The sequence below is a fragment of the Adlercreutzia sp. St.1H8 genome (genome assembly GCF_059728655.1).
The window spans coordinates 1,315,862-1,340,229 of sequence record NZ_AP039376.1 but is presented as its reverse complement, the minus strand read 5'-3'; the positions used below and the strand labels follow the sequence as shown (position 1 = coordinate 1,340,229).

Here is a 24,368-nt window from a genome sequence, read left to right as displayed (position 1 = left end):
CTAAGCGCGGGGCCCGCCTGAGGAGACGGGCCCCGCGTTCAGTTCGCTAGATGTTGTCGCGAATGCCGAGCTTCTTGATGAGCGCGCGGTACTCGTCGATGTCGCGCTGCTTGATGTACTTGAGCAGGCCGCGTCGCTTACCGATGAGCATCATGAGGCCACGGCGGGTGTGGTTGTCCTTCTTGTGGACCTTGAGGTGCTCGGTGAGGTTGCGGATGCGCTCGGAGAGGATGGCCACCTGCACCTCGGCGCTGCCGGAATCGCCGTCGCCCTTGCCGAACTCCTTGATGAGCTCTGCGGTCTTCTCCTTGGAGATGCTGTTCTTGCTCGCCATGTGATTCCACCTTTCTGATGGGTTGGGGGCGCTCCCGCGCCCAGGACGGCCTGGCAGCCGCCGGTTTCCTTCGCGTTGCGTTCTGGGCGGGCAAGCGGGTGGCGCATGCGGGCCAAGAGCGAACGGGTTGCGGACACACAACTTGTCCAGTATAGGGCCGGGTTCTGGACGGGGCAAGGAAAACTTGCCGGCGCACGGCCGTCCGCACCGTTTGCGCACAACTGGCTGGCGCGGGTGCCTGATATGGCGGGAACCGCCCTGCTCGCCCCGGCGCGGTGCGGGGGGCGGGCTGCCCAGCGCGAGGGAGGGGCGCCCGGTCCGGCGCGGCCCCACGCGGCTCGGGGGGGCGGGCTGCTCGCCCCGTCCAACACGCCTCCCCCCCCGGGGGGGGCGATTGCCCAGCGCGGCACGGGAGCGGGCCGCTCGCCCGGCGCGGCGGGGGCTGCCCGTTGGCGCGAGGGGGGGGGTGCCGGACGGGGCGAGGGCCCTCGTGTCCGTTTCTGCACAGTTTTTTCGACTTTGCGACAGATTCATGCCTCGCGAGGCGCGAAATTCGGTCAATCAGGCCGAAGAGCCGCACGGCGGGCACCGGCGATCAGGTAAAACGCCGTCGTCGACGATACGCCGTGTCGCAAAGTCGAAAAAACTGTGCAGAAACGGGGCCCGACCCCCCCCCGTGAGCCCGCCCAGCGGAGAACAGGCGGTCGGCGGCGGACTCCTCCTGCAGAATCGGGGCCCGACCCCCGCGCGCCCGCCCCCCAGCGGGGCCCGGCCCCTCCTCTATTCGGCGTCGCCGAACAGGCCGCAGGTAAACAGGAAGTCGAGCGACTTGGGCGAGCCGCCCACGTGCGCGCGGATGAGCCCCTGGGCCAGGCGCAGCACGGCGAAGGCCGACCCCGGATCGGCGGGCGCCTCCAGGATGGCGGCATAGGTAGACCCCATGAGGAAGCGCGCCCAGCCCACGGCTGCCGCGGGCACGGGCACCGACTCGGCCTGCCCGCGGCAGCCGGCGCACACCACCCCGCCCTCGGAGAACGAGAAGGGGACCTGCGGCGCTACCGCCGTGGCGTCCCCGCCGCAGACGACGCACTGCGAAAGCGAGGGGCGCAGGCCCACCAGGCCGAGGGTCTTGATCAGCAGGGCCGCCGCCACGCCGGGCGCCTGGGCGGGCGCGGCGGCGTCAAGGGCCGCGAGCCCCGCGGCCGTGGCTTCGAAGAGACGCGGCTGCTCGAGCCCGGGCTGGGACACCTTGCAGAGAAGCTCGGCCGCAGGAGCGGCGCAGCTAGCCAGCTCAACTGATGAGCGCAGGCGAACGTTGGGCCGAACGAGGCGCGCCTCCTTCACCACGTCGAGGCTGCGGCCCACCGAGCAGAGCAGGTCAGCCTCGGCATAGAGCTCCAAGCGCGAGGCGAAGGTGCTCGACGGCTTGCGCGCCCCCTTCGCCACGGCGCGGCGCTGCGTGCCGTCATCGGCCAGGAGCGTGACGATGAGGTCGGTCTCGGCCAGCTTGGTCTTGCGCAGGACGATCCCGCGCACGCTGTAAGTGGGCTGGGCCACGCGTCAGGCGCGCTTGATGGCAGGATCGGACGACTTCACGTTGCCCTCGGCATCCCAGGTGATGGTGCCGGTGAGCGTCTGCCAGCCCGTCGCCTCGTCACGCACGACAATGCCGAAGAGCGAGCCGTACTGGATGCCCGACACCGTGTAGCGCGTCGTATCATCCCCGACGTACTCGATGGTCAGCTTGGCAGGGTCTATCTCGTAGTTCTTCCCGTCGATGGAGAAGTTCTTCGATGACTGGAAGTACGTCTGCGCGTAGGCGAGGCACTCGGCCTTGCGCGACTTGGCCACGTTGAGCACCACCGTGGAGCCGGAGTCGAGCTGGGAGCCGGAGGCTGGCTCGGTGGAGACGGCAGCGCCTTCCGGCACATCCTCCGTGTAGAAGGTGCGCACCTCCACGTCGTAGCCCTCGGCCTCGAGCGCCGCCTCGGCGTCGGCGCGGGAGAGGCCCTCCACGTCCGGTACGGTGAACGGCACGGCCACCTGGACGGTCACGGGAGTTGCGGCCTTCACCTTGGTGCCGGCCTCGGGCGTGACGGAGATCACCGTACCCTCGGGGTCGTTGGACTTGACCTCCTCGTAGGTGACGCCGGTCAGCCCCTCCTCGGCGAACGCGGCCTCGGCGTCGGTGCGAGGCAGCCCCAGCACCGCGGGCACCACGCGGGCAACCGACACGTGGATGACCACCTCGGTGCCCTCCTCGGCACGACGGCCGGAATCGGGGTCGGTGAGCAGGACGATGCCCTCCACGTCATCGCTTCGCACCGGGAGCGCCCGCACGGTGAAGCCCTTGTCAGTCAGAACATAGGTGGCGTCCACCTGGCTCTTGCCCACCACGTCGGGAACGACCTTGCCGCCCCACAGCTGGAGGTACCAGGTGACGCCCGCAACCGCAAGCGCGGTGACGAGCAGGCACGCGATGACGATAAGCGGGGTCTTGCTGCGCGCAGGGCGCGGGCCGTCTGCGGCACCGCGGCGCTGCTCGCGGGCGATCTGGCGGTCGAGCTTTCTCTGGGCGCGAGCCTGGCGGCGCGCCTCCTTGGGATCCATCTCGGCGCTGAAGCGCTTGGCCGCGGCAGCCGGGCCGTCGCCCACGGCGGGGAGCTCCATCGTGTCGCCCGCGCGCGAGGCGTAGCTCGGTGGCACGTAGCTGGAATCCACCAGGCGCTCGAGGCCGGTGAGGTCGGCGGTGCGGGCCGCGCCCGCCGCGCCGGCAGCCACCACGCCGTCGGGGAACATCTCGTGAACCACCTCGGCCAGCGAATCGCGGCCGTCCTGCCCCTCGCGGGGGGCGTAGAGCGCCTCGTCGAAGGCGCCGTAGTCATCGCCGGACGCGGCAGGCGAAGCCGAGGCCGAGGCCGGGGTGCCGTCGAGCAGGGCGGTCTCAGCCGCCTCGGGCGCCGGGACTGGGGCGGCCGTCTCGGCGGGGACGTCCCCCTCAGGCGCGGAGCCGGCCACGGGCAGCTCCTCGACGAACTCGAACTCAAGGTCAGCCTCGTCGGTCGCGGCGCGAGCGGCGGCCGCTCCCTCGTCCTGCGGCGTCTCCTCCGCGGGGCGGCGGCGCTCGCCATAGCGCGGCAAGTCCTCCGCGTCAGCGGCACGCCGGGCGTTGTCGGCAATGAGGCGCGCGAACACCTCGGCGTCGGCCGAGACCTCCGCCGGCTCCTCGCGCAGGGCGCGCACCTCGTCAAGCGACGCCCCGATCACCGAGGCGGGACTCTCCGAGGCAGTCGCGGCGACACGGGCATCCCCCGCTCCCGCCTTGTCCGCAGCGCCCTCGGAGCGCACGGCATCTGCCTCGGGCGCCTTGGCCCCATGGCCGGCGCGAAGCGGATAGCCGCACTCGATGCAGAACTTGGCGCTGTCTTTGTTAGTGCTCTGGCAGTTGGGGCATCTCATGGTCGCGAAGGCTCCTTGCTACGATTTGCCCGCCATTGTACCGAAAAGCACGCCGTCCCAGGTCGCACGCGCGTAACGGAACGCCTGATTGGCCGCGAATTCACCAGAATTCTACGCCAGGGAGGGCGCCTCGACGCCCACGCGGCCCAAGGAGGCCCCGCCAGCCGGACAGCAACGAGGCCGGTTTTCTGCGAGAAAAGCCGGCTTTGCCTGCTCGCGGATCCGAAAACAGGCAGATTCCCCGCCGTAAAAGACGTAACGCTTGCAGCGATCTGGGCAAACGCGTCACGCACCGGCGGCAAGGCGTCCGCGCGGACGAGTGCTCCATGCAAACTCGGCATTTCTCGCAGAAAACCGGCTTATCTTTCGCCCGAACTCCAGCGGGCGCGCCTAGGCCCCCTCGCCGTAGCCGAAGCGGCGGATCTGGCTCGCGTCGCGCCGCCAGTTCTTCTTCACCTTCACCGACAGGTCGAGGAACACCCGGCATCCGAGCAGCTGCTCCAGGTCCTCGCGCGCCTCTATGCCGATGCGCTTGATGGCCGCGCCGCGCTTGCCGATGATGATGCCCTTCTGGCTGTCGCGCTCCACGTAGATGACGGCGAAGATGCGGTAGAGATCCTTCTTGCGGTCGTACTCCATCTCGTTGAGGGCCACGCCGATGGCATGGGGCACCTCGTCGCGGAAGGTACGCAGGATCTTCTCGCGGATGAACTCGGCCACCACCACCTCGATGGGCTGGTCGGTCTCCATGTCGGGCGGGAACCACGCGGGGCCCTCGGGCAAAAGGTAGACGACCTCCTCGACGAAGGCCTCCACGTTGTAGCCCGTCTCGGCGGAGAGCGCCACCATGGCGTCCCAGTCGGCCAGGCCCTCGGCGGCCTCGCGCTGGGCGGCGATCTGCTCGGGCGTGGCGAGGTCAGTCTTCGACAGCACGCAGATCTTGTGCGAGCGCGAGCCGCGCAGCTGGGCGGCCACCCACTCGTCGCCGCGGCCGATGGGCTTGGACGCGTCGATGAGCATGGCCACCACGTCCACGTCCTCGAGCGCCTTGAGGGCGCTCGTGTTGAGCTCCTCGCCCAGGGCGTCGTGGGGCTTGTGGAGGCCGGGCGTATCCACGATGATCATCTGGAAGTCGTCGCGGGTGAGCACGGCGCGGAAGCGGTGGCGCGTGGTCTGAGCCGTGTTCGACGTGATGGCGATCTTCTTGCCCATGATGGCGTTGAGCAGGGTGGACTTGCCCGCGTTGGGGCGCCCCACCAGGGTGACGAAGCCGGACTTGAAGCCGTCGGCGCCGAGCAGGTTGTCGTTCATCGTCTCTCTCCTCCCCGGCGCGGGCGCCGGACGTATGGCGGCTAGGCGCCCAGCAGGGCGAGTATGCGGGCGCCGAACACGACGGCGCCGACGGCCACCGACCCGAGGGCCATCAGGTACACGGCACCGGCGGCGCAGTCCTTGGCCACGCGGGCCAGCTCGGCGTAGTCGTCGGTGACCAGGTCGACCACGGCCTCGATGGCGGTGTTGGCGCACTCGGCCGCCATGACCCCGGCGATGCACAGGATGACGGCAGCCCAGGAAGGCGCGTCCAGACCCAGCACGAGGCCCCCCGCGACGGCGCCCACGGCCACGCCGGCATGGATGCGCATGTTGCGTTGGGTGGCGAAGGCGTGCCGAATGCCGCAGCCCGCGCACGAGAACGCCTGGCCCAGGGTGAACCGGTCGTGGGCGCGCTTGGCGCCCTCATTGCGAACGAGGCGCGGCTGGTCCTGGCCCATGGCGCGGCCCTCCCCTTCCGCGGACGCTACGCGCCGCGCTCGGCCCAGGCGCGCAGGAGCTCCGCCTCGCGGGCCTCCATGACCTCGGCCTCCTCGTCCACCACGTGATCGTAGCCGCACAGGTGCAAAAGGCCGTGGACGAGCAGCAGGCTGATCTCCTCCTCGAAGGTGGTGGCGAACTCAGCGGTCTGGCGCTCCGCCACGTCCGGGGCGATGATGACGTCGCCCAGCTCGAAGACGCCGTCCTCGGGCGCGTCGGGCCCATCGCCGCAACCGTCGCACTCGAAGGAGAGCACGTCGGTGGGGCCCTGCTTGCCGCGGTACTTCTCGTTCAGCTCGGCGATGACCGCGTCGTCGACGAAGCTGACGGACACCTCGGTGGCGTCGGGGCGCCTCTCGGACTCGAGCACGAAGCGGGTGAGCTCCTCGAGGGGCAGCGGGGCCAGGTCGTCCTCGCGGTAGCGGTAGCTGATCAGGATGTCCATCTTCCTCCTATGCCTTCCTGCCGGCGCGCTCGTAGGCGGCCACGATGGCGGCCACCAGCGAATGGCGCACGACGTCCTTGCCAGTGAAGTCGCAGAACGCGATGTCGGGGGTTCCCTCCAGGATGGGGCGCACGTGCGCCAGGCCCGAAATGCCGCGGGGCAGGTCGGTCTGGGACACGTCGCCGGTGACCACGATCTTCGAGCCGAAGCCGAGCCGGGTCAAAAACATCTTCATCTGCTCGGGCGTGGAGTTCTGCGCCTCGTCTAAGATGATGAAGCTGTCATTCAAGGTACGCCCGCGCATGAAGGCGAGCGGGGCTATCTCGATGGTGCCGTTCTCGATGAGCTGGTTGGCTCGCTCGGCGTCGGTCATGTCGTAGAGCGCATCGTAGAGCGGGCGGATGTAGGGATCCACCTTCTCGGTGAGGGTCCCGGGGAGGAACCCCAGGCTCTCGCCGGCCTCCACGATGGGGCGCGTGAGAATGACGCGGCCCACCTCCTTGCGCTTGAGCGCGGCCACCGCCATGGCCATGGCCAGGTAGGTCTTGCCCGTGCCGGCCGGCCCCATGCCGAAGGTGATGGTGTGCTCGCGGATGGCGTCGACGTAGCGCTTCTGACCTGCGGTCTTGGGGCGGATGGCCCGGCCGCGGTAGGTGAGCAGGATGTCCTCGCGCAAAACGCTCGGGGCGAACTCGGCGGTGCGCATGAGGTCGATGGCCCGGCGGACGTAGTCGGCCGTGGGCTCCTCGCCGCCCTCTGCCAGCTTGATGAGGTCGGAGAACAGCGCCGTGAGCGACTGCACCTCGATGGCGTCGCCCTCTAGCACGATGGTGTCGCCGCGCACGGTGATGCGGGCGGCGAAGGCGTCCTGGATGAGGTGAAGCAGCTCATCGGCCTGGCCCACCACCGCGGCCATGGGCACGCTGGCGGGCGCCGTGAGCGTTATCTGGGTCTGGTCTACCATGACCTCGATTGTAGCAGATGCGCCCCACCCCCGAAGGCACGGGTTGGTTACGGGGGCCGGCGCGGCATGGTCGAGAAGGAATGCCAGGCGTGGCTACAGGGCCACCTCGACGAGGACGCCGGAGGCGTGGGCGGGGTCGACGGCGATCTCGTGGTAGCTCTCGGTGGTGGCCCTGCCCGGGGACTCGACCACCGCCAGCTCGACGGCGCCGGCGCGGCGGGCGCGGTCGGCGGCGCGCAGCTCGGCGGCGAGCATGCGCAGCTCGGCGGCGCGGCGGGCGCGAACCTCTGGCGGCACCTGGTCGGCGCGGTCGGCGGCAGGCGTGCCTGCGCGGCGCGAGTAGGGAAAGACGTGCACCTTGGAGAAGCCAGCCTCGCGCACCACGGCGCAGGTGGCGGCGAAGTCCTCGTCGGTCTCGCCCGGGAACCCCACGATGACGTCGGTGGAGAGCGCCAGCTGCGGCACGGCGGCGCGCAGCCGCCCCACGATCGCGAGGAAGCCCGCGGCGTCGTAGGGGCGCGCCATCTCCGCGAGCACGCGGCTGCTCCCCGCCTGGAGCGGCAGGTGCAGATGACGGCAGAGGCGGCCCTCGGCGCGGGCCAGCAGCTCGATGAGGTCGTCGCCCACATCCTGGGGCTCCACCGAGCCGATGCGCAGGCGGCAGGGCGGCTGGCCGGGGGCGTGCAGGCGGGCCGTGGCGTCGAGCAGGCGCTCGCAAAGGCCGGCCAGGGTGAGCCCCTCGTCAGCGTAGGAGCCCAGGTTGATGCCGGTGAGCACGATCTCGGGAATGCCCGCGCGGGCCAGGGCCACGACCTCGGCGGCCACCTCCTCGGCCGGCCGCGACCAGGCGGCGCCGCGGGCCACGTGCACGATGCAGTAGGTGCACGCGTTGTCGCAGCCGTCCTGCACCTTGATGCCCACGCGCACGCGCTGCCCAAGGGCACGGGAGGCGGAAGATGGCTCGGCTGCGGCGCGGGACGCGCCCGCAGGCGCGGCGCCAGCCGCAGGGGTGGCCGGCCCGCCGCTGCCCTCCGGGACGCCGGCGACGATGCGGGGGGCCTCTGACGCGTCGGGCCGGAGGGCGGCCAGGGCCGACAGGCGCGCCTCCACCTGGGCCTTGGGCACCACCTCCACGCGCGCGTCGAGCGCCTCGAAGGCAGCGGGGTCGATGGCGGCGGCGCAGCCGGTCACCACCACCCGGGCGCGTGGCGCGGCGCGCAGGGCGTGGCGCACGGCCTTGCGGGTCTTCTTCTCGGCCTCGCCGGTGACGGTGCAGGTGTTCACCACCACGAGGTCGGCGCCAGCCTCGGGCCCCTCAGTCCAGCCGGCGACGCGCAGGGTGCGCTCGAAGGCGTCGGACTCCACGCGGTTGACCTTGCAGCCCAGGTTCACGATAGCGAACCGCGGCGCCCGCTCAGCCCCGCCCACCGCAGCCTGCGCGCCCGAGGCGCCAGCGACCGCCTCACCCGACGGCCTCGACCCCCCGTTCACCTCGACGCCCTCAGGGCGCTCCCCCGCCGTCACGCCTGCTCCGCCCGTCCGCCCAGGGCGCCCAGCTCGTAGAGCACGAGCGCCGGCGCCACCACGCCGGCGGTCTCGGTGCGCAGGATGGACGGCCCCAGGCTCACCAGTCTCGCGCGCGGGTTGCACGCCAGCAACGCGTCCACCTCATCAGGGGTCAGGCCGCCCTCGGGCCCCACCACCACGGCCACGCGCGCGTCGGCGGCGGGCATCCGCAGCGTCTCGAGGGCGCCGTGCAGCGCATCGGCCAGCCGTGCCGTGCCGGGGGCCTCCTCCCAGCACACGAGCACCGCCGTCGCTCCCGCGAGCGCCGCAGCCGCCTCGGCCAGCGTCACCGGCGCGCACACCTCGGGCACCCGCGGCTGACCCGACTGCATGGCCGCGCTCTTCGCCACGGCCTGCCAGCGCTCCACACGTGAGCGCGCCTTCCTCTCGTCCAGCCTCACCACGCTGCGCGCGCAGGCAAGCGGCAGGAACCCGGCCACGCCGAGCTCGGTGGCGTGGCGAATCACCTCGTCCATCTTGTCGCCCTTCGCCAGGCCCTGGACGAGCAGCACCTGCGGCCCCTCCTCCGGCGCGTCGAGGCGCCGCGCCACGCGCACCTCCAGCTGCCCGCCGTCGGAACGCACCACCTCGCACTCGAAGTAGTCGTACGCGGCGTCCACCACGGCCACGTGCTCGCCCGGCGCAAGCCGCAGCACGCGCGCATGGCGGGCGTCGCCCTCCGCCAGGCGCAGCGGGAACACCGCCTCAGGCTCGGCAGCGATCACCTGGTCATCGAGGAAGAACCGGTGCAGGGACATGGGGCCTTCTTTCCGCAGGCCGCTGGCGTAAGGGCGCCGCGGCAGGTCGGTAGTGGGACAAAAGCGCCCCGATGCGCAACGCGGGCATCGGGGCGCGGGTTCGCAGGCGCGAGGCAGGGCGCCCTTAGCGCGCTCGCCGGCCCGAAAGGCTGCTCGCCGGCATCGCCGCGCGCTGTGCGCCAGCCTAGATGGCGTCGCGCAGTTTCTGGAGGAACGAGCGGTTGTCGGCCACGTCCTCCCCCATCTCAACGGCCAGCTCCTCGAGCAGCTCGCGCTCGCGCTTGGAGAGCTTCTTGGGGATGACGACGTCCACGTGGGCGAACAGATCGCCACGCGCATCGCTGCGCAGACGCGGCATGCCGTGGCCCTTCACGCGGATGACCTGGCCGGCCTGGCACCCCTCGGGGATGCGCACCTCCACCTTCTCATCAGCCATGATGCCGTCGATCTCCACCTCGGCGCCGAGCGCCGCCTGGACCATGGGCACCGACACGCGGGCGTGCAGATCGTCCCCGTCGCGCTCGAAGAACTCATGGGGCTGGATGCGACAGGTGACGATGAGATCGCCCGCCGGCGCGCCCTGGATGCCGGCCTCGCCGAACTCGCTCACCCGCAGCTGCTGGCCGTCGCGGATCCCGGCGGGCACCTCCACGGTGACGCGCTGGCGGTCGGGCACGCGGCCCTGCCCCTCGCACTCGGGGCACGGGTTCTCGATGGTGGTGCCCATGCCGTGGCAGCGGGGGCAGGTGGTGGCCGACTGCATGTCGCCGAGGAAGGTGTGCTGCACGGTGACCACGCGGCCCTGGCCGTTGCACTCGGGGCAGGTGACTTCCTCGCCATCCGGGCCGAGGCCCGTGCCGTCGCAGTCGGGGCACGGCGCCAGGCGATCGTAGACGATCTCCTTCTTCACGCCGGCTGCCACCTCATCCAAAGTGAGCCGCAGGCCCACGCCCATGTCGCGACCGTTCTTGCGCACCTGGCGTCCACCGCCGGCCGCGCCGCCGAAGAAGGTGGAGAAGATGTCGCCCATGCCGCCGAAGCCGGCGCCGAACAGGTCCTCCAGGTCCACGTAGCCGCCGCCGTAGCCGCCCGCGCCTGCCGAAGCGGCGCCGGGGATGGTGCCGAAGCGGTCGTACTGGGCGCGCTTCTGCGCGTCGGAGAGCACGTCGTAGGCCTCGTTGAGCTCCTTGAACTGATCCTCGGCATCCGGCGCCTTGTTCACGTCGGGATGCAGCTCGCGCGCCTTGTGGCGGAACGCCTTCTTGATGTCGCTCTCCGACGCGTCACGGCTGACGCCGAGAATCTCGTACAAATCCTTGGCCATAGGACCGGTCTTTCCTTTCCTCGTAGGTCGCGCGCCAGCTACTCGTCCGAGAGCACGCGCTGCGCGGCGCGAACCGCGCGGATAACCAAGCTGTAGTCCATGCGGGTGGGGCCGATGACGGCCACCACCCCGGCGCCGTCGCCCCAGCCGTAGGGGCTGGCCACCACCGACACGCCCGCCAGTGCCTCTGCGCCGTTCTCCCGCCCGATGCGCACCGCGCAGGGCGCGCACGAACCGTCAAGGGCGTCGTCGAACACGTGGAGGAGCACCGTGTCGTCCTCAAGCGCCGACATGATGGGCGCAAGGGCCTGGGCCTGGGCAAACTCCGGCTTGCGCAGAAGCGAGCTCACGCCCACGCGGTGCGCGCGCCCAAGACCGGACTCCTGGACGCAGGCAGCCACCTCCTCGAGCACCAGGCGCACGAGCGGGTCGGCGAGCGCCTCGGGCACCGCCTCGTGGGCGGCGGCACGGGCCTCGGCGAGCGAGCGGCCGGCGAGCAGGCGGTTCAGCAGCTCCTGGATGCGGGCGAGCGTATCGGGCGCGACCGCGTCGGCGAAGGACACCTGGCGGTTGGCCACCTGGCCGTCCTCGGCCACGAGCACGATGAGCGCGCGGTGGTCGGAGAGCGACACGAGCGACACCTGGCGGATGCGTGCGGCCATGAGCGAGGGGGCCACCACCACCGACAGGCAGTCGGTGAGCCGCGCGAGCGCCGCCGAGGTCTGCTCCATGAGCGCATCGAGCTCGGTGGCGGTGGCGCGCAGCTGGTCGACCACGTCCTGGTGCGGCGCCTCCTCCCAGGCCAGGCCGCCGGAGAGCAGGTCATCGACGAAGGCGCGGTAGCCCGCGTCGGTGGGAACGCGCCCAGCGGAGGTATGGGGCTGGGTGATGTAGCCGGCGTCCTCAAGCGCCGAGAGGTCGTTGCGCACGGTGGCGGGGCTTACGCCGAGGGCGTAGCGCTCGGTAAGGGTGCGCGACCCCACGGGCAGCGCACGGGCCACGTACTCCTCGATGAGGGCGCTCAGCACGCGCTGACGGCGGTCTGAGAGCATGGGGCCTCCTTCCCTTCGAGCGTTCTCTCACATCCACGAGGAAGTATTCTAGCAGCCGACGCCAGCGAGTGCTAACTTTCAACGTAAGCGCCACAAAGGAAGCCGGGGGCGGGTGCCCGGCGCGCGCCCGTCACCCCTCCGCCAGCCCAAGCGCGCAGGTTTCGCCACGCGTTTCCGTCAAGAATAGAGGGTGTGCGCCGCTCGCCATCGCGCCAAGAGGGATCCGCGCTAGAGTGCCCGTCATCTTCCCAGGAAAAAGCCACGGATAACTTACCTGCGCCGCCATTTCGAACGCGAAACGAGCGCATATCCTCGAATTTTGGCAGAAACAACGCACCCCGACGGCATGGGCACCCCATCACCTCGACGAAGCCAGCGCGCTCGGGCAACGCGCCGCCGAGAAACGGCGGCCCGCGGGGGACCATACGGGTTTTTGGCCAATTTCGCCGCGCTTTACGCAGCGCTGAGGAGTCGCCAACGAAACAGCACGGCTACGACCTGGGAAAACGCCGACCCCTCTACGCGGCGCAGCACCCTAAAGGCGTCTTCTTAGCGTAAAGCACGCCGAAATTGGCCAGAAACCCGCAGCAAGCCGACGGCGGGCGAAGGGACGCCCGAAGGCAACCGCCCGCACCGTCCGCCGGACGCCAGGCGCCAGGCGCCGTCTGGGCGGCGCTGCGCAGAAGCCGCCCACGAGGCGGCGGACGGGTCGCCCCAGACGGCCAGCTGCAGCTGGTCTCCGCCTCGGGGCGGGAGTCCTGGTTCTGCCGCGGCAGCCCAGCCGGCTCCGTCCCATCCGGGCGCCACCCGGCCTCGGGCCGCCTGAAACTGATCGCCACCCAAGCGACCAGGAGGGACATCTCGGCGCGATGGGCCCAACCGCCCGCTGGACGTACCCGAAACGGGCCGCCCGGGGAAGCTACGGCAACCGGCTGCCCCCCCAAGGCGTCCGCGGTGGAGAGGCCATCGACTCTCCGGACGCAGGCAGCTGGCCCCACCACCGGCGAGGGCGACCGAGCCACTGCGAAGACGCCACCCGGCTGGCCGCGCCAGGCAGGATCGCCTGGCTGGCGGGCGACGCACCCACCTGCGACAAGCAGAGGCGACCGGTTGACGAACGGAGCGCCTCATCGCGGCGATTCGCCGCCATCCTCGGAGTTTCTGGCCAATTTCGCCACGTTTTACGCACCCGTCGAGAGACGCTGGCGTGGCCAGGCGACTGCGACCTGGGGAAACGCCAACCCTCTGTGCGGCGATAACAGCCAGAGTGCGTCCCGTTAGCGTAAAGCGTAATGAAATTGGCCAGAAACTCGTATTCGCCCGACAAAGAACGCAGCGCGACCGAAAGGCAAGCGGCCAGATCGCCCGCAAGGCATCACCCGATCAACCGAGACGAGGCTACGCCTGGGGCGAGGCAGCCGAAGCGAAAAGCGGCAGGGCCGCGGCTCCGCCCGACCGCAAACCGCCTCCCAGGGCAGCGCGGCGGCGCGACCGACGAAGGCGAAGCGGCAGCTCGCCCAGCCGCAGCAGAAAGGCCGCCCACCCGCCGAATCGCGACCTCCAGCTCAGCAGGACGCCCCAACCCGCCCCGTCCCGGCGCACCTCCCCCCGCGACAGGGCCGCCACAGCATGAGCGCGCAGGCGCAGAAGGCGGCGGGCGCCACGCTGGGGCCGCGCCCCCCCGCCCGAGGGGGGGCAAGCACCCGCCCGCGTTCCGCTACAGCATGAGCGCGCAGGCGTAGAAGGCGCCAAGCGCTACGTTGAGGCCGCAGATCTGCCCCATGGCGCCAACGCGCGCCGGCGGGGTCAGGGGGTTCTTGCGCATCCCCATCACGAGCGGGTAGGCGGCGGGCACCATGAACAGCACCACCACGAGTCCGCGCGGGAACCACACAGCCACGATGAGCGCGATGGCCGCCACCCACGCGTAGAGCAGCCCGTGGTAGAGGCGCCGCGCGCGCTCGCGCCCGAGCAGCACCGGCAAGGTCCGGCGCCCCGCCTCGACGTCCTTCTCGATGTCGCAGGTGTTGTTCGTCAGCATGATGAGCCCCACGCCGATGACGGTGGGCACGGCCCAGCCAAGCGCCAGCCAGCTGAACTCGCCGGAGAGCACCTGGTAGCAGGCAAGCGGAATGAGCCCGCCCATCACCACGCCGCTCACGACCTCGCCGATGGGCAGGTAGGAGATGGGGGTCTTTCCGCCGGAGTAGAGCACCACCACCACGGCGGCCCCGGCGGCAATGGCAAGCGGGATCCACCCCGCCTGCGCGATGACGTAGGTGCCGAGCAGGAAGGCGGCGACCAGAAGGCCGATGGCCAGCGCAAGGGCCGCGCGCGGGCTCACGTCGTTGTAGACGAGCACCGCGTCGCTCTCCTCCACGTTGTCCTCGGCCGAGTCGGCGCCCTTCACGTAGTCGAAGTAGTCGTTGAACGTGTTCACCGACGCCTGCATGAGAATGCAGATGACGAGCAGCACCGCCGCCATGAGCGGCGAGAAGCCCCCCTTCACGGCCGTCGTGGCGCCGGCGGCCACCATCACCGGCATGATGGCCGCCGGCCAGGTGTGGGGCGCGGCCAGCTGCCAGGCCATGCGGGGCGTGAGCGAGCGGCGCGCGGGGGCGGCGCCGGGTGCGGCAGGGGTCATCGGGTCACCTCGGATGCGAATCGAAAACGAGCACGGTGCCAGTATAAGGCCGGGAAGAAAAAAGCCGCCCCGCGAAGGCGGGGCGGCCGGGGTGCGCTTGGCGGGAACGGCGTGGCCGCTCAGCGAAAGGCAGCGCGGTCGCACATCGAAGGCGAGGAACGCCTCCGACAGGCGCCAGGCGCCAAGCACGCGGAACGAGCCAGGCGACCTAGTTGGTCAGCATCGCCGTGGTGATCTCCTGCTCAGAGGCAGCATCCGGGGTCCAGGTGTTGCCGTTCTTGGTGAAGCCGATGGTGATCTGGTCGGTCTCGGCAACCTCGACGCCGGCCAGGGCGTCCATCACGGTCTGGCCGAGCAGCTGGTTCAGCTCGTCCTTGCTCATGGCCTGCAGGCGGGCGGTGTCGGAGGCCAGGTCGGTGGCAGCCTGCTGCACGGCAGAGTTGTAGGCGGTGAAGCTCTTGCAGGTCAGCGTGACCTTGGCGGTAGCCTTGTTGCCGTCGACGGTCACCTCGTCGATCTTGTAGTCGAAGCCGTCGAGGTAGGTCTTCATGAACTCGACGCCGTCGATGCCGTAGGTGGCCAGCTCGTCGACGTCCATGTCGGCAGCCATCTCGGTCATGAACGCGTCATCCATGTTCTTGATCTGATCCAGCTCCTCGGTGAGGCTCTTGCGGATGACCTCCTCATCAGACGGGCCGCTGTTGCAGCCGGTCATGACGCCCAGCGTGAAGACGAGAAGCGCCGACGCGGAGACGGCGGCAAACACCTTCTTAAAGCTCATGAGCTCTTCCTTTCTGCTTATGTTCCCCTCCCGTGGGGATGCCTGAACTGACCTGCCCACCATAGACCAACATGCCTCACTAGGCAACTGAAAGGGCACGTCAGAGCCGAGAAATGTTTGCGACTTGTCGTTTATGCGACGCAGGCGGGCGAAAACGGGGCGCGCTAGCGTCAGCGCCAGAGAACCTGGATGGGATCGGCGAAGGCGGCGGAGAGCGCGGCCGGGTCGAAGCCGGCCAGTAGCTGCTCGGGGGAGGCCGGCTCGCAGGTGGGGGCAAGCCCCGTGATGCCGGCGATGTGGCCGACGGCGGCCTCGGGCGTCCCGAAGCGGGCGATGAGCTCGTCGAGCGCCGCGTCGCGGTCGCGCTTGGAGAGGCGCCGCCCGGCCTCGGCCACGACGAGCGGCACGTGGGCATAGGACGGCTCGGGCAGGCCGAGGAGACGCTGGAGGTGGATCTGCTGGGGCGTGGAGCACAGGAGGTCCACGCCACGCACCACGCTCGTCACCCCCTGGGCCGCGTCGTCCACCACGACGGCCAGCTGATAGGCGAAGGCGCCGTCCGAGCGGCGCACGAGGAAGTCGCCGCACTCACGTGCGAGGTCCTGGGCGTAGTCGCCCTGCACGAGATCATGGAAGGCCACCGTCTCATCGGGCACGCGCAGCCGCGTGGCCGGCGTGCGCCCGGCATCCCGCCGCGCGGCCCGCTCGGCGGGCGAAAGGCCCCGGCACGTGCCCGGGTACACCGGCTTCTCGCCGCGATGGGGCGCCGAGGCGGCGTGCAGGTCGGCCCGCGTGCAGTAGCAGGGATAGAGCAGCCCACGCGCGTCGAGCTGGTCAAGCGCGGCTTGATAGGCCTCGTCACGGTCGTGCTGGAAGTAGGGCCCGCGATCCCAGGTGAGCCCGAGGCGCTCGAAGTCGCGCTGCACGGCATCGACGAAGCCAGGCTTGGAGCGCTCGCGGTCGAGGTCCTCCACGCGCAGCACCACCTCGCCGCCCTGCGACTTGGCCACGAGCCACGCGCAGAGCGCGGCGAACACGTTGCCGGCGTGCATCCGCCCCGTCGGCGAGGGCGCGAACCGCCCGACGACGGGAGGGGTATGCGAGGCTTCAGCCATGGAGGTCCTTTCGAAAGTCACCGGGAAGGCCCTGCGCCCGCCCGACGGCGACCGCGGCGAGGTTGAGCCAAAGCGTCCGCGAGACCTTGGCTCGCGGACGCGACGCGTCGAGCGAAGGCCGTCGCCGGGCGGGCGCAGGGCGGGCGACGGTTCAGGTGCCGGCGACGCTACTTCCGTCGGTCATCGACGTGCTTCGCCTTGCCGATGGCGCGCTCGATGCCGCCCGGCTCCACGAGGCGCACCACCGGGGTGACCAGCAGCACGTTGCGCAGGCGGTCGGTGACGTCGCGCGTGAAGGCGCTCATCTCGTCGAAGGAGTCGCTGAACGCCTCCGGCTTGATCTCCACCTCCACGGTCATGCGGTCGAGCCCGCTGTCGTTGTCCACGATGATGCGGTAGTGCGGCGTGAGCGTGTCGATGCGCCCGATCACGTCCTCCACCTGGCTCGGGAACACGTTGGTGCCGCGGATGATGAGCATGTCGTCGCTGCGGGAACGCACCTTCTCCATGCGGGCGAGGGTACGCCCGCAGGCACACGGCTCGGTGATGACGCGCGTGAGGTCGTGGGTGCGGTAGCGCAGCACGGGGATGCCGCGCTTGCCGAGCGGCGTGAGCACGAGCTCGCCCATCTCGCCCTCGCCCACCGGCTCGCCGGTGGCGGGATCCACCACCTCCCAGAGGAAGTGATCCTCGGCGATGTGCTGCTGGTCGCGGTGGGCCAAACACTCGCCGGAGACGCCCGGCCCCATGACCTCGGTGAGCCCGTAGTTGTCGGTGCAGGTGATGTGCATGCGCGACTCGATCTCGGCCTTGAGGTGCGGCGGGCACGGCTCGCCGCCGAAGAGGCCGCGCTCCAAGGTGGACGACGCCCAGTCGTAGCCGAGCCTCTCCCCCACCTCGCAGATGTGCATGGCATACGACGGCGTGGCGATGAGGGTGGTGGTGCCGTAGTCCTCGATCATCTGGATGTGGCGCTCGGTGTTGCCGGCCCCGGCGGGGATCATCATGCCGCCGATGCGCTGGATGCCGTAGTGCAGGCCGAAGCCGCCGGTGAACATGCCGTAGCCAAACGCCATCTGCACGCGGTCGGCCGCCGTCACGCCGGCCATCTGCGCCAGGCGCGCGATGCACTCGCTCCACACCTCCATGTCGGCGGCGGTGTAGCCCACCACGATGGGCTTGCCCGTGGTGCCCGACGAGGCGTGCATCTCCACGATCTCGTCCATGGGCACGGCGAACATGCCGAAGGGGAACGTCTCGCGCAGCGCGGACTTGTCGGTGAAGGGCAGGCGCCGCACGTCGTCAAGGGTCTTGATGTCGGCTGGCGTGACGCCGAGGGCGTCCATCTGGTCGCGATACCACGGCACGCGGGCATAGGTGTAGCCGACCTGCTCGATGAGCTTGGCCAGCTGGATGGCGCGGATGCGCTCGCGCGAGGTGCACTCCACCTCGGGCAGGTAGATGGGCAGCGCGGAGAAGTCTATCTCGTCGGCTGGGGGCATCGGGGTTCCCACGGCAACCTCCTACAGGGTGACGCCCGCCAGGGCGCAGCTCAGCTCTTCCTGGCCCACCAGGGCGATGTCCGCGTCAGCGAGGGCGGCCTCGGCGGCGGCGATGTCCTTCACGGACAGCGCGATGTAGGTAGACGCCAGCGAGTAGCAGTAGACGACGTTGATGCCGTGGTCGGCGCAGACGGCCATGACGTGGCGCAGCTCGCCGGGGGTGTCGTCCAGGCGTGCGCAGAGCACCTCGCTCGCCCGGGCCGCGGCGCCGCGTTCGGCGAGCAGCGCGAGGGCCTCATCGGGCTTGTCCACGATGAAGCGCACGATGCCGTACTCGCCGGTGTCGCCGGCGCAGAAGCCGCGCACCTGGATGCCGGCCTGGGCAAACGCGTCGAGCGTGCGCACGAGGTGGCCCGGGCGGCTCTCGACGAAGACGCTGATCTGGGTGATGCTCATGCTAGCGCTCCCCCTCCCTCTCGCAGATGAAGGCGCGCCCGGCCCGCAGGGCGGCCAGGTTCGCCTCGACGGTCTTGGCCGGCACGCGGGCGGCCACGGTGGACTCCCAGGCCTCGGCCGGGAAGTCGAGCCGCGCCGAGAGCGCGCCGAGCAGCACCACGTTGGAGGTCTTGGCATTGCCGGCCTCGCGCGCGATGGCGGCGGCGGGCACGAGCAGCGCGCCGGCGTCGAGCAGGTCCGCCCGCGCGCGAGCGGGCATGGCCGCCTTGCCCGTGAGCACCGGCAGCGGCTTGATGGCCTCGTCGTTGACGATGAGCGCGCCGCCCTCGGCGAGGAACGGCAGGTTGCGCAGGGCCTCGGTGGTCTCGAAGGACACGATCACGTCGGCCCGTCCCAGGTCGGCCACCATCGAGCCCACCGACTCGCCCACGCGCACCACCGTGGTGACGGCGCCGCCGCGCTGGGCCATGCCGTGGATCTCGGACACCTTCACGTCAAGCCCGGCGGCAAGCGCCGCGTGGGCCAGCAGGTCGGCCGCCAGGATGGTGCCCTGGCCGCCCACGCCGCAGAGAAGGATGGTCTTGGTCGTATCGCCCATGGTTCCTCCTTAGTCCTGCGCGATGGCTTCGAAGCGGCAGTACTGGGCGCACTGGCCGCAGCCGATGCAGAGCGCCGGGTCGATGGAGGCGAGCCCCGCCTCCGGATCGCGCGCGATGGCCGGGCAGCCGAGGGTGGCGCACACCCCGCAGCCGGTGCAGCGCGGCCCCACGCTGTAGACGGGCTTGCGCACGCGCTCGAGCAGCACGCAGGGCGCGCGGAAGATGATCACGGCAAGCTCAGGCGAGGCCACGGCGGCCTTGAGCGCGGCGCGCACCGCGGCCATGTCGTGCGGGTCGACCACCGACACGTCATCCACCCCGATGGCGCGGATGACGCCCTCTAGGTCGAGCTCGCGGCTCGGGCGGTTCTGGAGCGTGACGCCGTTGAAGGGGTTGCCCTGGCGCCCGGTCATGGCCGTGGTGCGGTTGTCGAGGACGCACACGGTGCCGCCGCCGCGGTTGTAGACGGTGGAGATGAGCGAGCTCAGGCCCGAGTGGGCGAAGGTGGAATCCCCGATGACGGCCACCACGGGACGGTGCTCGGCGCCGGCCAGCGCCAGCTCGAAGCCGTGCGCCATCGAGATCGACGCGCCCATGTCGACGCAGGTGTCCATGGCGGCCAGCGGCGGCAGCGCGCCTAAGGTGTAGCAGCCGATGTCGCCGGTCACGATGGCCTTCAGGCGCGTGAGCTCCTTGAACACGAGGCGATGCGGGCAGCCGGGGCAGAGCGCCGGCGGGCGGCCGGGCAAATCGGCGCGGGCGGGCGCGTGCGCCGGCTCGGGCAGCCCGAAGGCGGCGCGCACGAGCCCGGGCGAGAGCTCGCCGTCACGCGGCAGCGGCGCTGGGAACTCCGCCACCCCCACGCCGCAGGCGCGCACGGCGTCCGTCAGGTACCCGGAGGCCTCCTCCACCACGTAGAGGGCGTCCACCTCCGCGGCGAAGGCGCGCAGCTTGGCGGCAGGCAGCGGCCAGGTGACCCCGAGCTTCAGGATGGACGCATCGGGAAGCGCCTCGGCCACGTGCTGGTAGGCGGCGCCGGCGCAGACCACGCCCACCGCCGTCCCGCGGCGCTCCACCACGTTGTAGGGGCACTCCTCAGCCCAGGCCTCGAGCGCCGCGATGCGCTCAAGCTGCACGACGCGGCGCGGCTTGGCGAAGGCGGGCATCATCACCCACTTCTGCGGGCGGCTCTCGTAGGGCACGGGATCCGCCGCCACGCGCTCGCCCACCTCCACCGGCGTCTTGGTGTGTGACACGCGCACCGTCGAGCGCAGCATGAAGGGCACGTCGAAGCGCTCGGAGAGCGCGAAGGCGTCGCGGGCGAAGGCGCGGGCCTCGGCCGAGTCGGCCGGGTCCATCATGGGCAGGTGCGCGGCGGCCGCGTAGTAGTGGGAGTCCTGCTCGTTCTGGGACGAGTACATCCCCGGGTCGTCGGCGGCGAGCACCACCATGCCGCCCCCCACGCCCGTGTAGGCCGCGGTGAACAGCGGGTCGGCGGCCACGTTCACGCCGACGTGCTTCATGGTGGCGAGCACCCGCGCACCGGCGGCCGACGCTCCCAGGCCCACCTCGACGGCCACCTTCTCGTTCACGCACCACTCGGCGTAGACGCCCTCCATGAGCGCGAAGGCCTCGAGCGTCTCGGTCGAGGGCGTTCCGGGGTAGGCCACGCCCACGGTGGCGCCGGCCTCCCAGGCGCCGCGCGCGATGGCCTCGTTGCCCGATAGCAGTTCCATCTGGCTTCCTCTCTCCACGCGGGCACGTCGCCCGCCTTTCCTCTCCTCGCGCGCCCGCGCGGGCACCGCGCCCCTAGGCCTCGTCGTAGCGCAGGCAGAACGACCCGATCTGGATGAGGTCGCCCGGCACGAGCACCTTGGCCTCCACGTTGGCGCCGTTGATCCACACCCCGTTGAAGGAGTTGTCGTCGCGGATGACGTAGGCGTCCCCCTCGCGTTCCACCGCGGCATGGCTGCGCGATACCGTCATGTCGTTGAGGAACACGGTGCACTGGGGACTGCGTCCGATGGTGACAGGCTCCTCGCCCAGCGCATACGACGCGCCCGCCTGGCGGCCGCGCAGCACAGTGAGCGCCGCGGCAGCCGGCGCGGCAGGCGCCGGCGCGGGGGCCTCGCCGGCCAGGTCGATGGGCTCGAAGCGCTGGGTGGTGCCGAGCAGCTTGAAGCCGCAGGCACCGCAGACGGTCTCGCCGGGGGCGACGGGGGCGCCGCAGACGGGGCAGGTCTCGCTCATATCGTGCTCCTTCTCGTATCGTGAGGCGGCCGGCGATGGCGCCGGCCGCACAAGGTCCCAAGGATCAGGCGCCGCGGCCGCGAAGGCCTGCGACGCCGCGCGGAGGGCCGGCTTAGCGCCGGCTGCCGCGCTACCGCTGCGTCTTGTCGAAGATGAGCGGGGTGCCGTTAATGATAACCGACTCGGCCACGGTGCTCTCGCCTGCCAGCCCGCGCCAGAGGCGATCCCACCAAATGCCCACCCCCTCGAAGACGCCGGGGGCCTCCGCGTCGGCCGCGGCCACCACGTCTTGCATGGCCACCACCTCGTTGGCCTGGTAGAACGTGGCCCGGCCCAGGGTGTCGCCCGCCTTCACCGCGCCGTTCACGTCGAACAGCTCGAAGGACTGGCTCACGTTGCCGTCGGGCGCGAACACCTCCACGGCCGCGTCCGGATCGGCGAAGGTGGCCGGCACCGTCTTGTCGGGCCACGCGCCGAGCGCCACCTCGGCCACCACCGGCACCTCGCGCGACTCACCGTCGCGCGTCATGGTCACCGTACGGTCGCTGTGGGCGAGCGGGTAGCTCACGCGGTTGTCGTAGACCCAGTTGTAGAGCGCCTCGGCGTCCTCGAAGCGCTGGTCCTCCGAGGTGGAGTGCAGCACGATGGCGTAGAGGTACTCGCCGCCGCGCTCGCATGCGCCGGCGAACGACTGGCCGGCGGCCTCGGTGTAGCCGGTCTTGATGCCGCAGGCGCCCTCGTAGACGCCGATGAGCTTGTCGGTGGACTTGAGCACGACCGTGGCGGCCGTGCCGTCGGCCCGCGTCACGGGGATGGAGGCCTCGTCGACGGCCACGATGGCGCGGAAGGTCTCGTTTTCCATGGCATAGCGGCACATGATGGCCACGTCCCGCGCCGAGCAGTGCATGTCGGCGGCGTGGGAGCCGTTGTCGAGGCCGTGGGGGTTGGCGAACAGGGAGCCCTCCATGCCCAGCTCGGCCGCCTTGGCGTTCATGGCAGCCACGAAGGCCGCCTCGGCATCACCCGAGCCGAGCAAGGGCCCGAGCGTCTCGGCGATGGCGATGGCCGCGTCGTTGCCCGAGGGGATCATGAGCCCCTTGAGCGCCGACTCGAGCGTCATCGTGTCGCCGGCGAGCAGCCCCGCGCTCGACTCGCCCACCTGGGCGGCCTTGGCGCTCACCGTGACGGGCGTGTCGAGCGGCGCGCCGCTGTCGAGGGCCACGATGGCGGTCATCACCTTGGTGATGGAGGCGATGCGCGCCTGGGTGTCGGCGTCGCGCTCGAAGTAGACCGTGCCGTCCGAGGACAGCAGCACCGCGTAGTCGGCCGCCACGTTGGGGCAGAGCGCGGCGGGAAGCCCCCGCTGCTCCACCGTGCGGCCCATGACCAGGTCGGTCTTGCGCACATCGGCCCAGGCGGCACCCGGCGCGAGAAGGCCGCCGAACGCCAGGGCGGCGCCCAGGAGAAGGGCGCACGCCAGCTGGCGCATCCGCGCGCGGCCGGTGGCCTCGAAGGAGCGGCTAGGCTGCATAGATCTCCTCGGCGCGCACGACGGCGAACCCAGCGGCCGCCAGGCGCTCCTCGGCGCCGGTGCCCTCGATCTTCAGCACGTCGATGGCCCCATCCTCGCCGACGGAGTAGCAGTAGCCGTACTCGACGTTCATGCCGGCCTCGTCGCAGAACTCGAGCAGGCGCGCGAGCCCGCCCGGCTCGTTGGGCACGCGCACGGCGATGACCGGCGTGACGGCGGCGCGGTAGCCGGCGTCCACGAGGAGCGACGCGGCCTCGTCGGGGCGGTCGCAGAAGATGCGCACCACGCCGAAGTCGGCCGTGTCGGCCAGGACGAGCGAGTGCATGTTGAAGCCGGCGTCGGCCAGCGTGCGGCACGCGGCCGCCAGGCGGCCGCGCTCGTTGGCGAGAAAGACGGTGAGCTGGGAAATCATTAGTTCTTCGCCTCCCTGAGGTCGATGACGCGCTTTGCCTTGCCCATGGAGCGCTCGATGGTCTTGGGCTCCACGATCTTGATCTCGACGGCCACCTGGAGGTTGCTCTTGAGCTCGGCGCCCAGGCGGGATTTGAGGTCCTCGATCTTGCGGACCTCGTCGATGGGGAACTCGGGAACCGTCTCCACCTGAAGCTCCACGCGGTCGAGCGGGCCCTTGTTGCTGAGGATGATCTGGTACTGCGTGGCAATCTCCGGGAACTCGGTGATGACCTGCTCGATCTGGGACGGGAACACGTTCACGCCGCGGATGATGAGCATGTCGTCGGTGCGGCCGCGCAGGTAGTCGATCTTGCGATGGGTGCGCCCGCACGCGCAGGGCTCGGAGATGATGCGCGTGACGTCGCGGGTGCGGTAGCGGATGAGCGGGCAGCACTCGCGCACGAGCGTGGTGATGACCAGCTCGCCCCACTCGCCGTCCGGCAGCACCTCGAGCGTCTCCGGGTCGACGATCTCGCAGTAGAACTGGTCCTCGGCCACGTGGATGCCGCCGCGCTCCTTGCACTCCATGGCCACGCCCGGGCCCATGATCTCAGAGAGGCCGTAGACGTCGCAGTACTGGACGCCGAGCTTCTCGGCGATCTCGTCCTTCATGTTCTGGGACGCCGGCTCCGCGCCGCAGATGACGGCGGAGATGGGGAACTCCGTGGCCGGGTCGTAGCCCATCTCGATGGCCGTGTCGGCGATGAGCAGGGCGTAGGAGGGCGTGCAGGCCAGGATGTCGGTCTTGCAGTCCTTCATCATCTGCACCTGGCGCTTGGTGTTGCCCGAGGAGGTGGGGATGACGGTGCAGCCCATGGCCTCGCCGCCGGCATGGGCCCCCAAACCGCCGGTGAACAGGCCGTAGCCGTAGGACACCTGGATGGTGGAGTCCTCCGATCCGCCCACCATGGCGATGCCGCGGGCGAAGCAGTCGCCCCAGTTGGCGAGGTCGGAGGCGGTGTGGCCGACCACGGTGGCCTGGCCCGTCGTGCCCGACGAGGCGTGGATGCGGGCGACGTCCTTGTTCTCGCGGGCGAACATCCCGAACGGGTAGGCGTCGCGCATGTCCTGCTTCACCACGAAGGGGAACCGCGCCAGGTCCTCCAGGCTCTCAAGGTCGTCGGGGCTCACCCCGGCGGCGTCGAAGCGCTCGCGGAACAGCGGCACGTTCTCGTAGGCGTTGCGCATGGACTCGCGCATGCGCGTGAGCTGCAGCGCGCGCAGCTCGTCGACCGGCATGGTCTCGATCTCAGGTTGGTAGTACATGGACCTTCCTTGCTCCTTGGGGTTGTCCTCTCTCACCAGGCACGGCATCCCCGTGCC

At 70.7% G+C, this 24,368-nt stretch carries 22 protein-coding genes; all 22 read right to left on the bottom strand.

Annotated features, from left to right (window positions below):
• Window positions 1–46: 46 nt before the first annotated feature.
• The 22 genes from rpsO to AC6I0Y_RS04965 all read right to left on the bottom strand — a co-directional run bounded on the left by rpsO (window position 47) and on the right by AC6I0Y_RS04965 (window position 24,311).
• Window positions 47–334, bottom strand: a complete 288-nt coding sequence (rpsO, locus tag AC6I0Y_RS05070) for a 30S ribosomal protein S15 (protein ID WP_160710402.1) — start codon at window positions 332–334, stop codon at window positions 47–49.
• Between the two features lie 780 nt (window positions 335–1,114).
• Window positions 1,115–1,891: a DNA repair protein RecO gene (gene recO, locus AC6I0Y_RS05065; protein ID WP_160710315.1), complete on the bottom strand. Its 777-nt coding sequence runs from the start codon at window positions 1,889–1,891 to the stop codon at window positions 1,115–1,117.
• A gap of 3 nt (window positions 1,892–1,894) precedes the next feature.
• Window positions 1,895–3,793, bottom strand: a complete 1,899-nt coding sequence (locus AC6I0Y_RS05060; RefSeq protein ID WP_497733495.1) for a PASTA domain-containing protein — start codon at window positions 3,791–3,793, stop codon at window positions 1,895–1,897.
• Window positions 3,794–4,183: 390 nt separating this feature from the next.
• Window positions 4,184–5,104 (bottom strand): GTPase Era, encoded by a 921-nt coding sequence (era, locus tag AC6I0Y_RS05055; protein WP_160710317.1) that lies wholly within the window; start codon window positions 5,102–5,104, stop codon window positions 4,184–4,186.
• Between the two features lie 41 nt (window positions 5,105–5,145).
• Window positions 5,146–5,565, bottom strand: coding sequence for a diacylglycerol kinase family protein (locus AC6I0Y_RS05050; RefSeq protein ID WP_497733493.1), 420 nt, complete (start codon window positions 5,563–5,565; stop codon window positions 5,146–5,148).
• Window positions 5,566–5,591: 26 nt separating this feature from the next.
• Entirely contained in the window at window positions 5,592–6,050 is a 459-nt protein-coding gene (gene ybeY, locus AC6I0Y_RS05045) for an rRNA maturation RNase YbeY (RefSeq protein ID WP_160710319.1), read from the bottom strand.
• A 7-nt stretch (window positions 6,051–6,057) separates the two neighbouring features.
• On the bottom strand, window positions 6,058–7,014 hold the full coding sequence (locus AC6I0Y_RS05040; RefSeq protein ID WP_160710320.1) for a PhoH family protein: 957 nt from the start codon (window positions 7,012–7,014) through the stop codon (window positions 6,058–6,060).
• 93 nt (window positions 7,015–7,107) lie between these two features.
• Window positions 7,108–8,538 (bottom strand): MiaB/RimO family radical SAM methylthiotransferase, encoded by a 1,431-nt coding sequence (locus AC6I0Y_RS05035; protein WP_497733490.1) that lies wholly within the window; start codon window positions 8,536–8,538, stop codon window positions 7,108–7,110.
• Window positions 8,535–9,338, bottom strand: a complete 804-nt coding sequence (locus AC6I0Y_RS05030; RefSeq protein ID WP_497733488.1) for an RsmE family RNA methyltransferase — start codon at window positions 9,336–9,338, stop codon at window positions 8,535–8,537. The genes AC6I0Y_RS05035 and AC6I0Y_RS05030 overlap by 4 nt, the downstream gene beginning before the upstream one ends.
• 184 nt (window positions 9,339–9,522) lie before the next feature.
• On the bottom strand, window positions 9,523–10,662 hold the full coding sequence (gene dnaJ / locus AC6I0Y_RS05025; protein ID WP_497733486.1) for a molecular chaperone DnaJ: 1,140 nt from the start codon (window positions 10,660–10,662) through the stop codon (window positions 9,523–9,525).
• Between the two features lie 38 nt (window positions 10,663–10,700).
• Window positions 10,701–11,714 (bottom strand): heat-inducible transcriptional repressor HrcA, encoded by a 1,014-nt coding sequence (gene hrcA / locus AC6I0Y_RS05020; RefSeq protein ID WP_497733484.1) that lies wholly within the window; start codon window positions 11,712–11,714, stop codon window positions 10,701–10,703.
• Window positions 11,715–13,431: 1,717 nt separating this feature from the next.
• Window positions 13,432–14,358 carry a prenyltransferase gene (locus tag AC6I0Y_RS05015; RefSeq protein ID WP_497733482.1) on the bottom strand — a complete coding sequence of 309 codons (927 nt, stop codon included), beginning with the start codon at window positions 14,356–14,358 and terminating at the stop codon, window positions 13,432–13,434.
• 208 nt (window positions 14,359–14,566) lie between these two features.
• Window positions 14,567–15,139, bottom strand: a complete 573-nt coding sequence (locus AC6I0Y_RS05010) for a hypothetical protein (RefSeq protein ID WP_497733480.1) — start codon at window positions 15,137–15,139, stop codon at window positions 14,567–14,569.
• 170 nt (window positions 15,140–15,309) lie between these two features.
• Entirely contained in the window at window positions 15,310–16,254 is a 945-nt protein-coding gene (gene gluQRS, locus AC6I0Y_RS05005; protein ID WP_497733478.1) for a tRNA glutamyl-Q(34) synthetase GluQRS, read from the bottom strand.
• Between the two features lie 167 nt (window positions 16,255–16,421).
• Window positions 16,422–17,768: a phenylacetate--CoA ligase family protein gene (locus tag AC6I0Y_RS05000; protein WP_497733476.1), complete on the bottom strand. Its 1,347-nt coding sequence runs from the start codon at window positions 17,766–17,768 to the stop codon at window positions 16,422–16,424.
• A 9-nt stretch (window positions 17,769–17,777) separates the two neighbouring features.
• Complete coding sequence (locus tag AC6I0Y_RS04995; RefSeq protein ID WP_160709580.1) at window positions 17,778–18,212, bottom strand: ACT domain-containing protein; 435 nt, start codon at window positions 18,210–18,212, stop codon at window positions 17,778–17,780.
• Window position 18,213: 1 nt separating this feature from the next.
• Window positions 18,214–18,810: an indolepyruvate oxidoreductase subunit beta gene (locus AC6I0Y_RS04990; RefSeq protein ID WP_497733474.1), complete on the bottom strand. Its 597-nt coding sequence runs from the start codon at window positions 18,808–18,810 to the stop codon at window positions 18,214–18,216.
• A 9-nt stretch (window positions 18,811–18,819) separates the two neighbouring features.
• Entirely contained in the window at window positions 18,820–20,547 is a 1,728-nt protein-coding gene (locus AC6I0Y_RS04985; RefSeq protein WP_497733472.1) for a thiamine pyrophosphate-dependent enzyme, read from the bottom strand.
• Window positions 20,548–20,620: 73 nt separating this feature from the next.
• Window positions 20,621–21,061, bottom strand: a complete 441-nt coding sequence (locus AC6I0Y_RS04980) for an FHA domain-containing protein (protein ID WP_160709574.1) — start codon at window positions 21,059–21,061, stop codon at window positions 20,621–20,623.
• Between the two features lie 130 nt (window positions 21,062–21,191).
• On the bottom strand, window positions 21,192–22,592 hold the full coding sequence (locus tag AC6I0Y_RS04975; protein ID WP_497733469.1) for a D-alanyl-D-alanine carboxypeptidase family protein: 1,401 nt from the start codon (window positions 22,590–22,592) through the stop codon (window positions 21,192–21,194).
• Window positions 22,582–23,004, bottom strand: coding sequence for an ACT domain-containing protein (locus tag AC6I0Y_RS04970; protein WP_497733467.1), 423 nt, complete (start codon window positions 23,002–23,004; stop codon window positions 22,582–22,584). The genes AC6I0Y_RS04975 and AC6I0Y_RS04970 overlap by 11 nt, the downstream gene beginning before the upstream one ends.
• A complete protein-coding gene (locus tag AC6I0Y_RS04965) occupies window positions 23,004–24,311 on the bottom strand; it encodes a phenylacetate--CoA ligase family protein (protein ID WP_160709568.1) in 1,308 nt (435 codons plus the stop codon). Before AC6I0Y_RS04965 ends, AC6I0Y_RS04970 begins: the two co-directional genes overlap by 1 nt.
• Window positions 24,312–24,368 lie beyond the last annotated feature (57 nt).

Bases quoted from the DNA above. Each gene is read 5' to 3' on its own strand.
- rpsO (WP_160710402.1), bottom strand. From the start codon at position 334: ATGGCGAGCAAGAACAGCATCTCCAAGGAGAAGACCGCAGAGCTCATC.
- AC6I0Y_RS05060 (WP_497733495.1), bottom strand. From the start codon at position 3,793: ATGAGATGCCCCAACTGCCAGAGCACTAACAAAGACAGCGCCAAGTTC.
- era (WP_160710317.1), bottom strand. From the start codon at position 5,104: ATGAACGACAACCTGCTCGGCGCCGACGGCTTCAAGTCCGGCTTCGTC.
- AC6I0Y_RS05050 (WP_497733493.1), bottom strand. From the start codon at position 5,565: ATGGGCCAGGACCAGCCGCGCCTCGTTCGCAATGAGGGCGCCAAGCGC.
- ybeY (WP_160710319.1), bottom strand. From the start codon at position 6,050: ATGGACATCCTGATCAGCTACCGCTACCGCGAGGACGACCTGGCCCCG.
- AC6I0Y_RS05040 (WP_160710320.1), bottom strand. From the start codon at position 7,014: ATGGTAGACCAGACCCAGATAACGCTCACGGCGCCCGCCAGCGTGCCC.
- AC6I0Y_RS05030 (WP_497733488.1), bottom strand. From the start codon at position 9,338: ATGTCCCTGCACCGGTTCTTCCTCGATGACCAGGTGATCGCTGCCGAG.
- dnaJ (WP_497733486.1), bottom strand. From the start codon at position 10,662: ATGGCCAAGGATTTGTACGAGATTCTCGGCGTCAGCCGTGACGCGTCG.
- hrcA (WP_497733484.1), bottom strand. From the start codon at position 11,714: ATGCTCTCAGACCGCCGTCAGCGCGTGCTGAGCGCCCTCATCGAGGAG.
- AC6I0Y_RS05015 (WP_497733482.1), bottom strand. From the start codon at position 14,358: ATGACCCCTGCCGCACCCGGCGCCGCCCCCGCGCGCCGCTCGCTCACG.
- AC6I0Y_RS05010 (WP_497733480.1), bottom strand. From the start codon at position 15,139: ATGAGCTTTAAGAAGGTGTTTGCCGCCGTCTCCGCGTCGGCGCTTCTC.
- gluQRS (WP_497733478.1), bottom strand. From the start codon at position 16,254: ATGGCTGAAGCCTCGCATACCCCTCCCGTCGTCGGGCGGTTCGCGCCC.
- AC6I0Y_RS04995 (WP_160709580.1), bottom strand. From the start codon at position 18,212: ATGAGCATCACCCAGATCAGCGTCTTCGTCGAGAGCCGCCCGGGCCAC.
- AC6I0Y_RS04990 (WP_497733474.1), bottom strand. From the start codon at position 18,810: ATGGGCGATACGACCAAGACCATCCTTCTCTGCGGCGTGGGCGGCCAG.
- AC6I0Y_RS04985 (WP_497733472.1), bottom strand. From the start codon at position 20,547: ATGGAACTGCTATCGGGCAACGAGGCCATCGCGCGCGGCGCCTGGGAG.
- AC6I0Y_RS04980 (WP_160709574.1), bottom strand. From the start codon at position 21,061: ATGAGCGAGACCTGCCCCGTCTGCGGCGCCCCCGTCGCCCCCGGCGAG.
- AC6I0Y_RS04975 (WP_497733469.1), bottom strand. From the start codon at position 22,592: ATGCAGCCTAGCCGCTCCTTCGAGGCCACCGGCCGCGCGCGGATGCGC.
- AC6I0Y_RS04970 (WP_497733467.1), bottom strand. From the start codon at position 23,004: ATGATTTCCCAGCTCACCGTCTTTCTCGCCAACGAGCGCGGCCGCCTG.
- AC6I0Y_RS04965 (WP_160709568.1), bottom strand. From the start codon at position 24,311: ATGTACTACCAACCTGAGATCGAGACCATGCCGGTCGACGAGCTGCGC.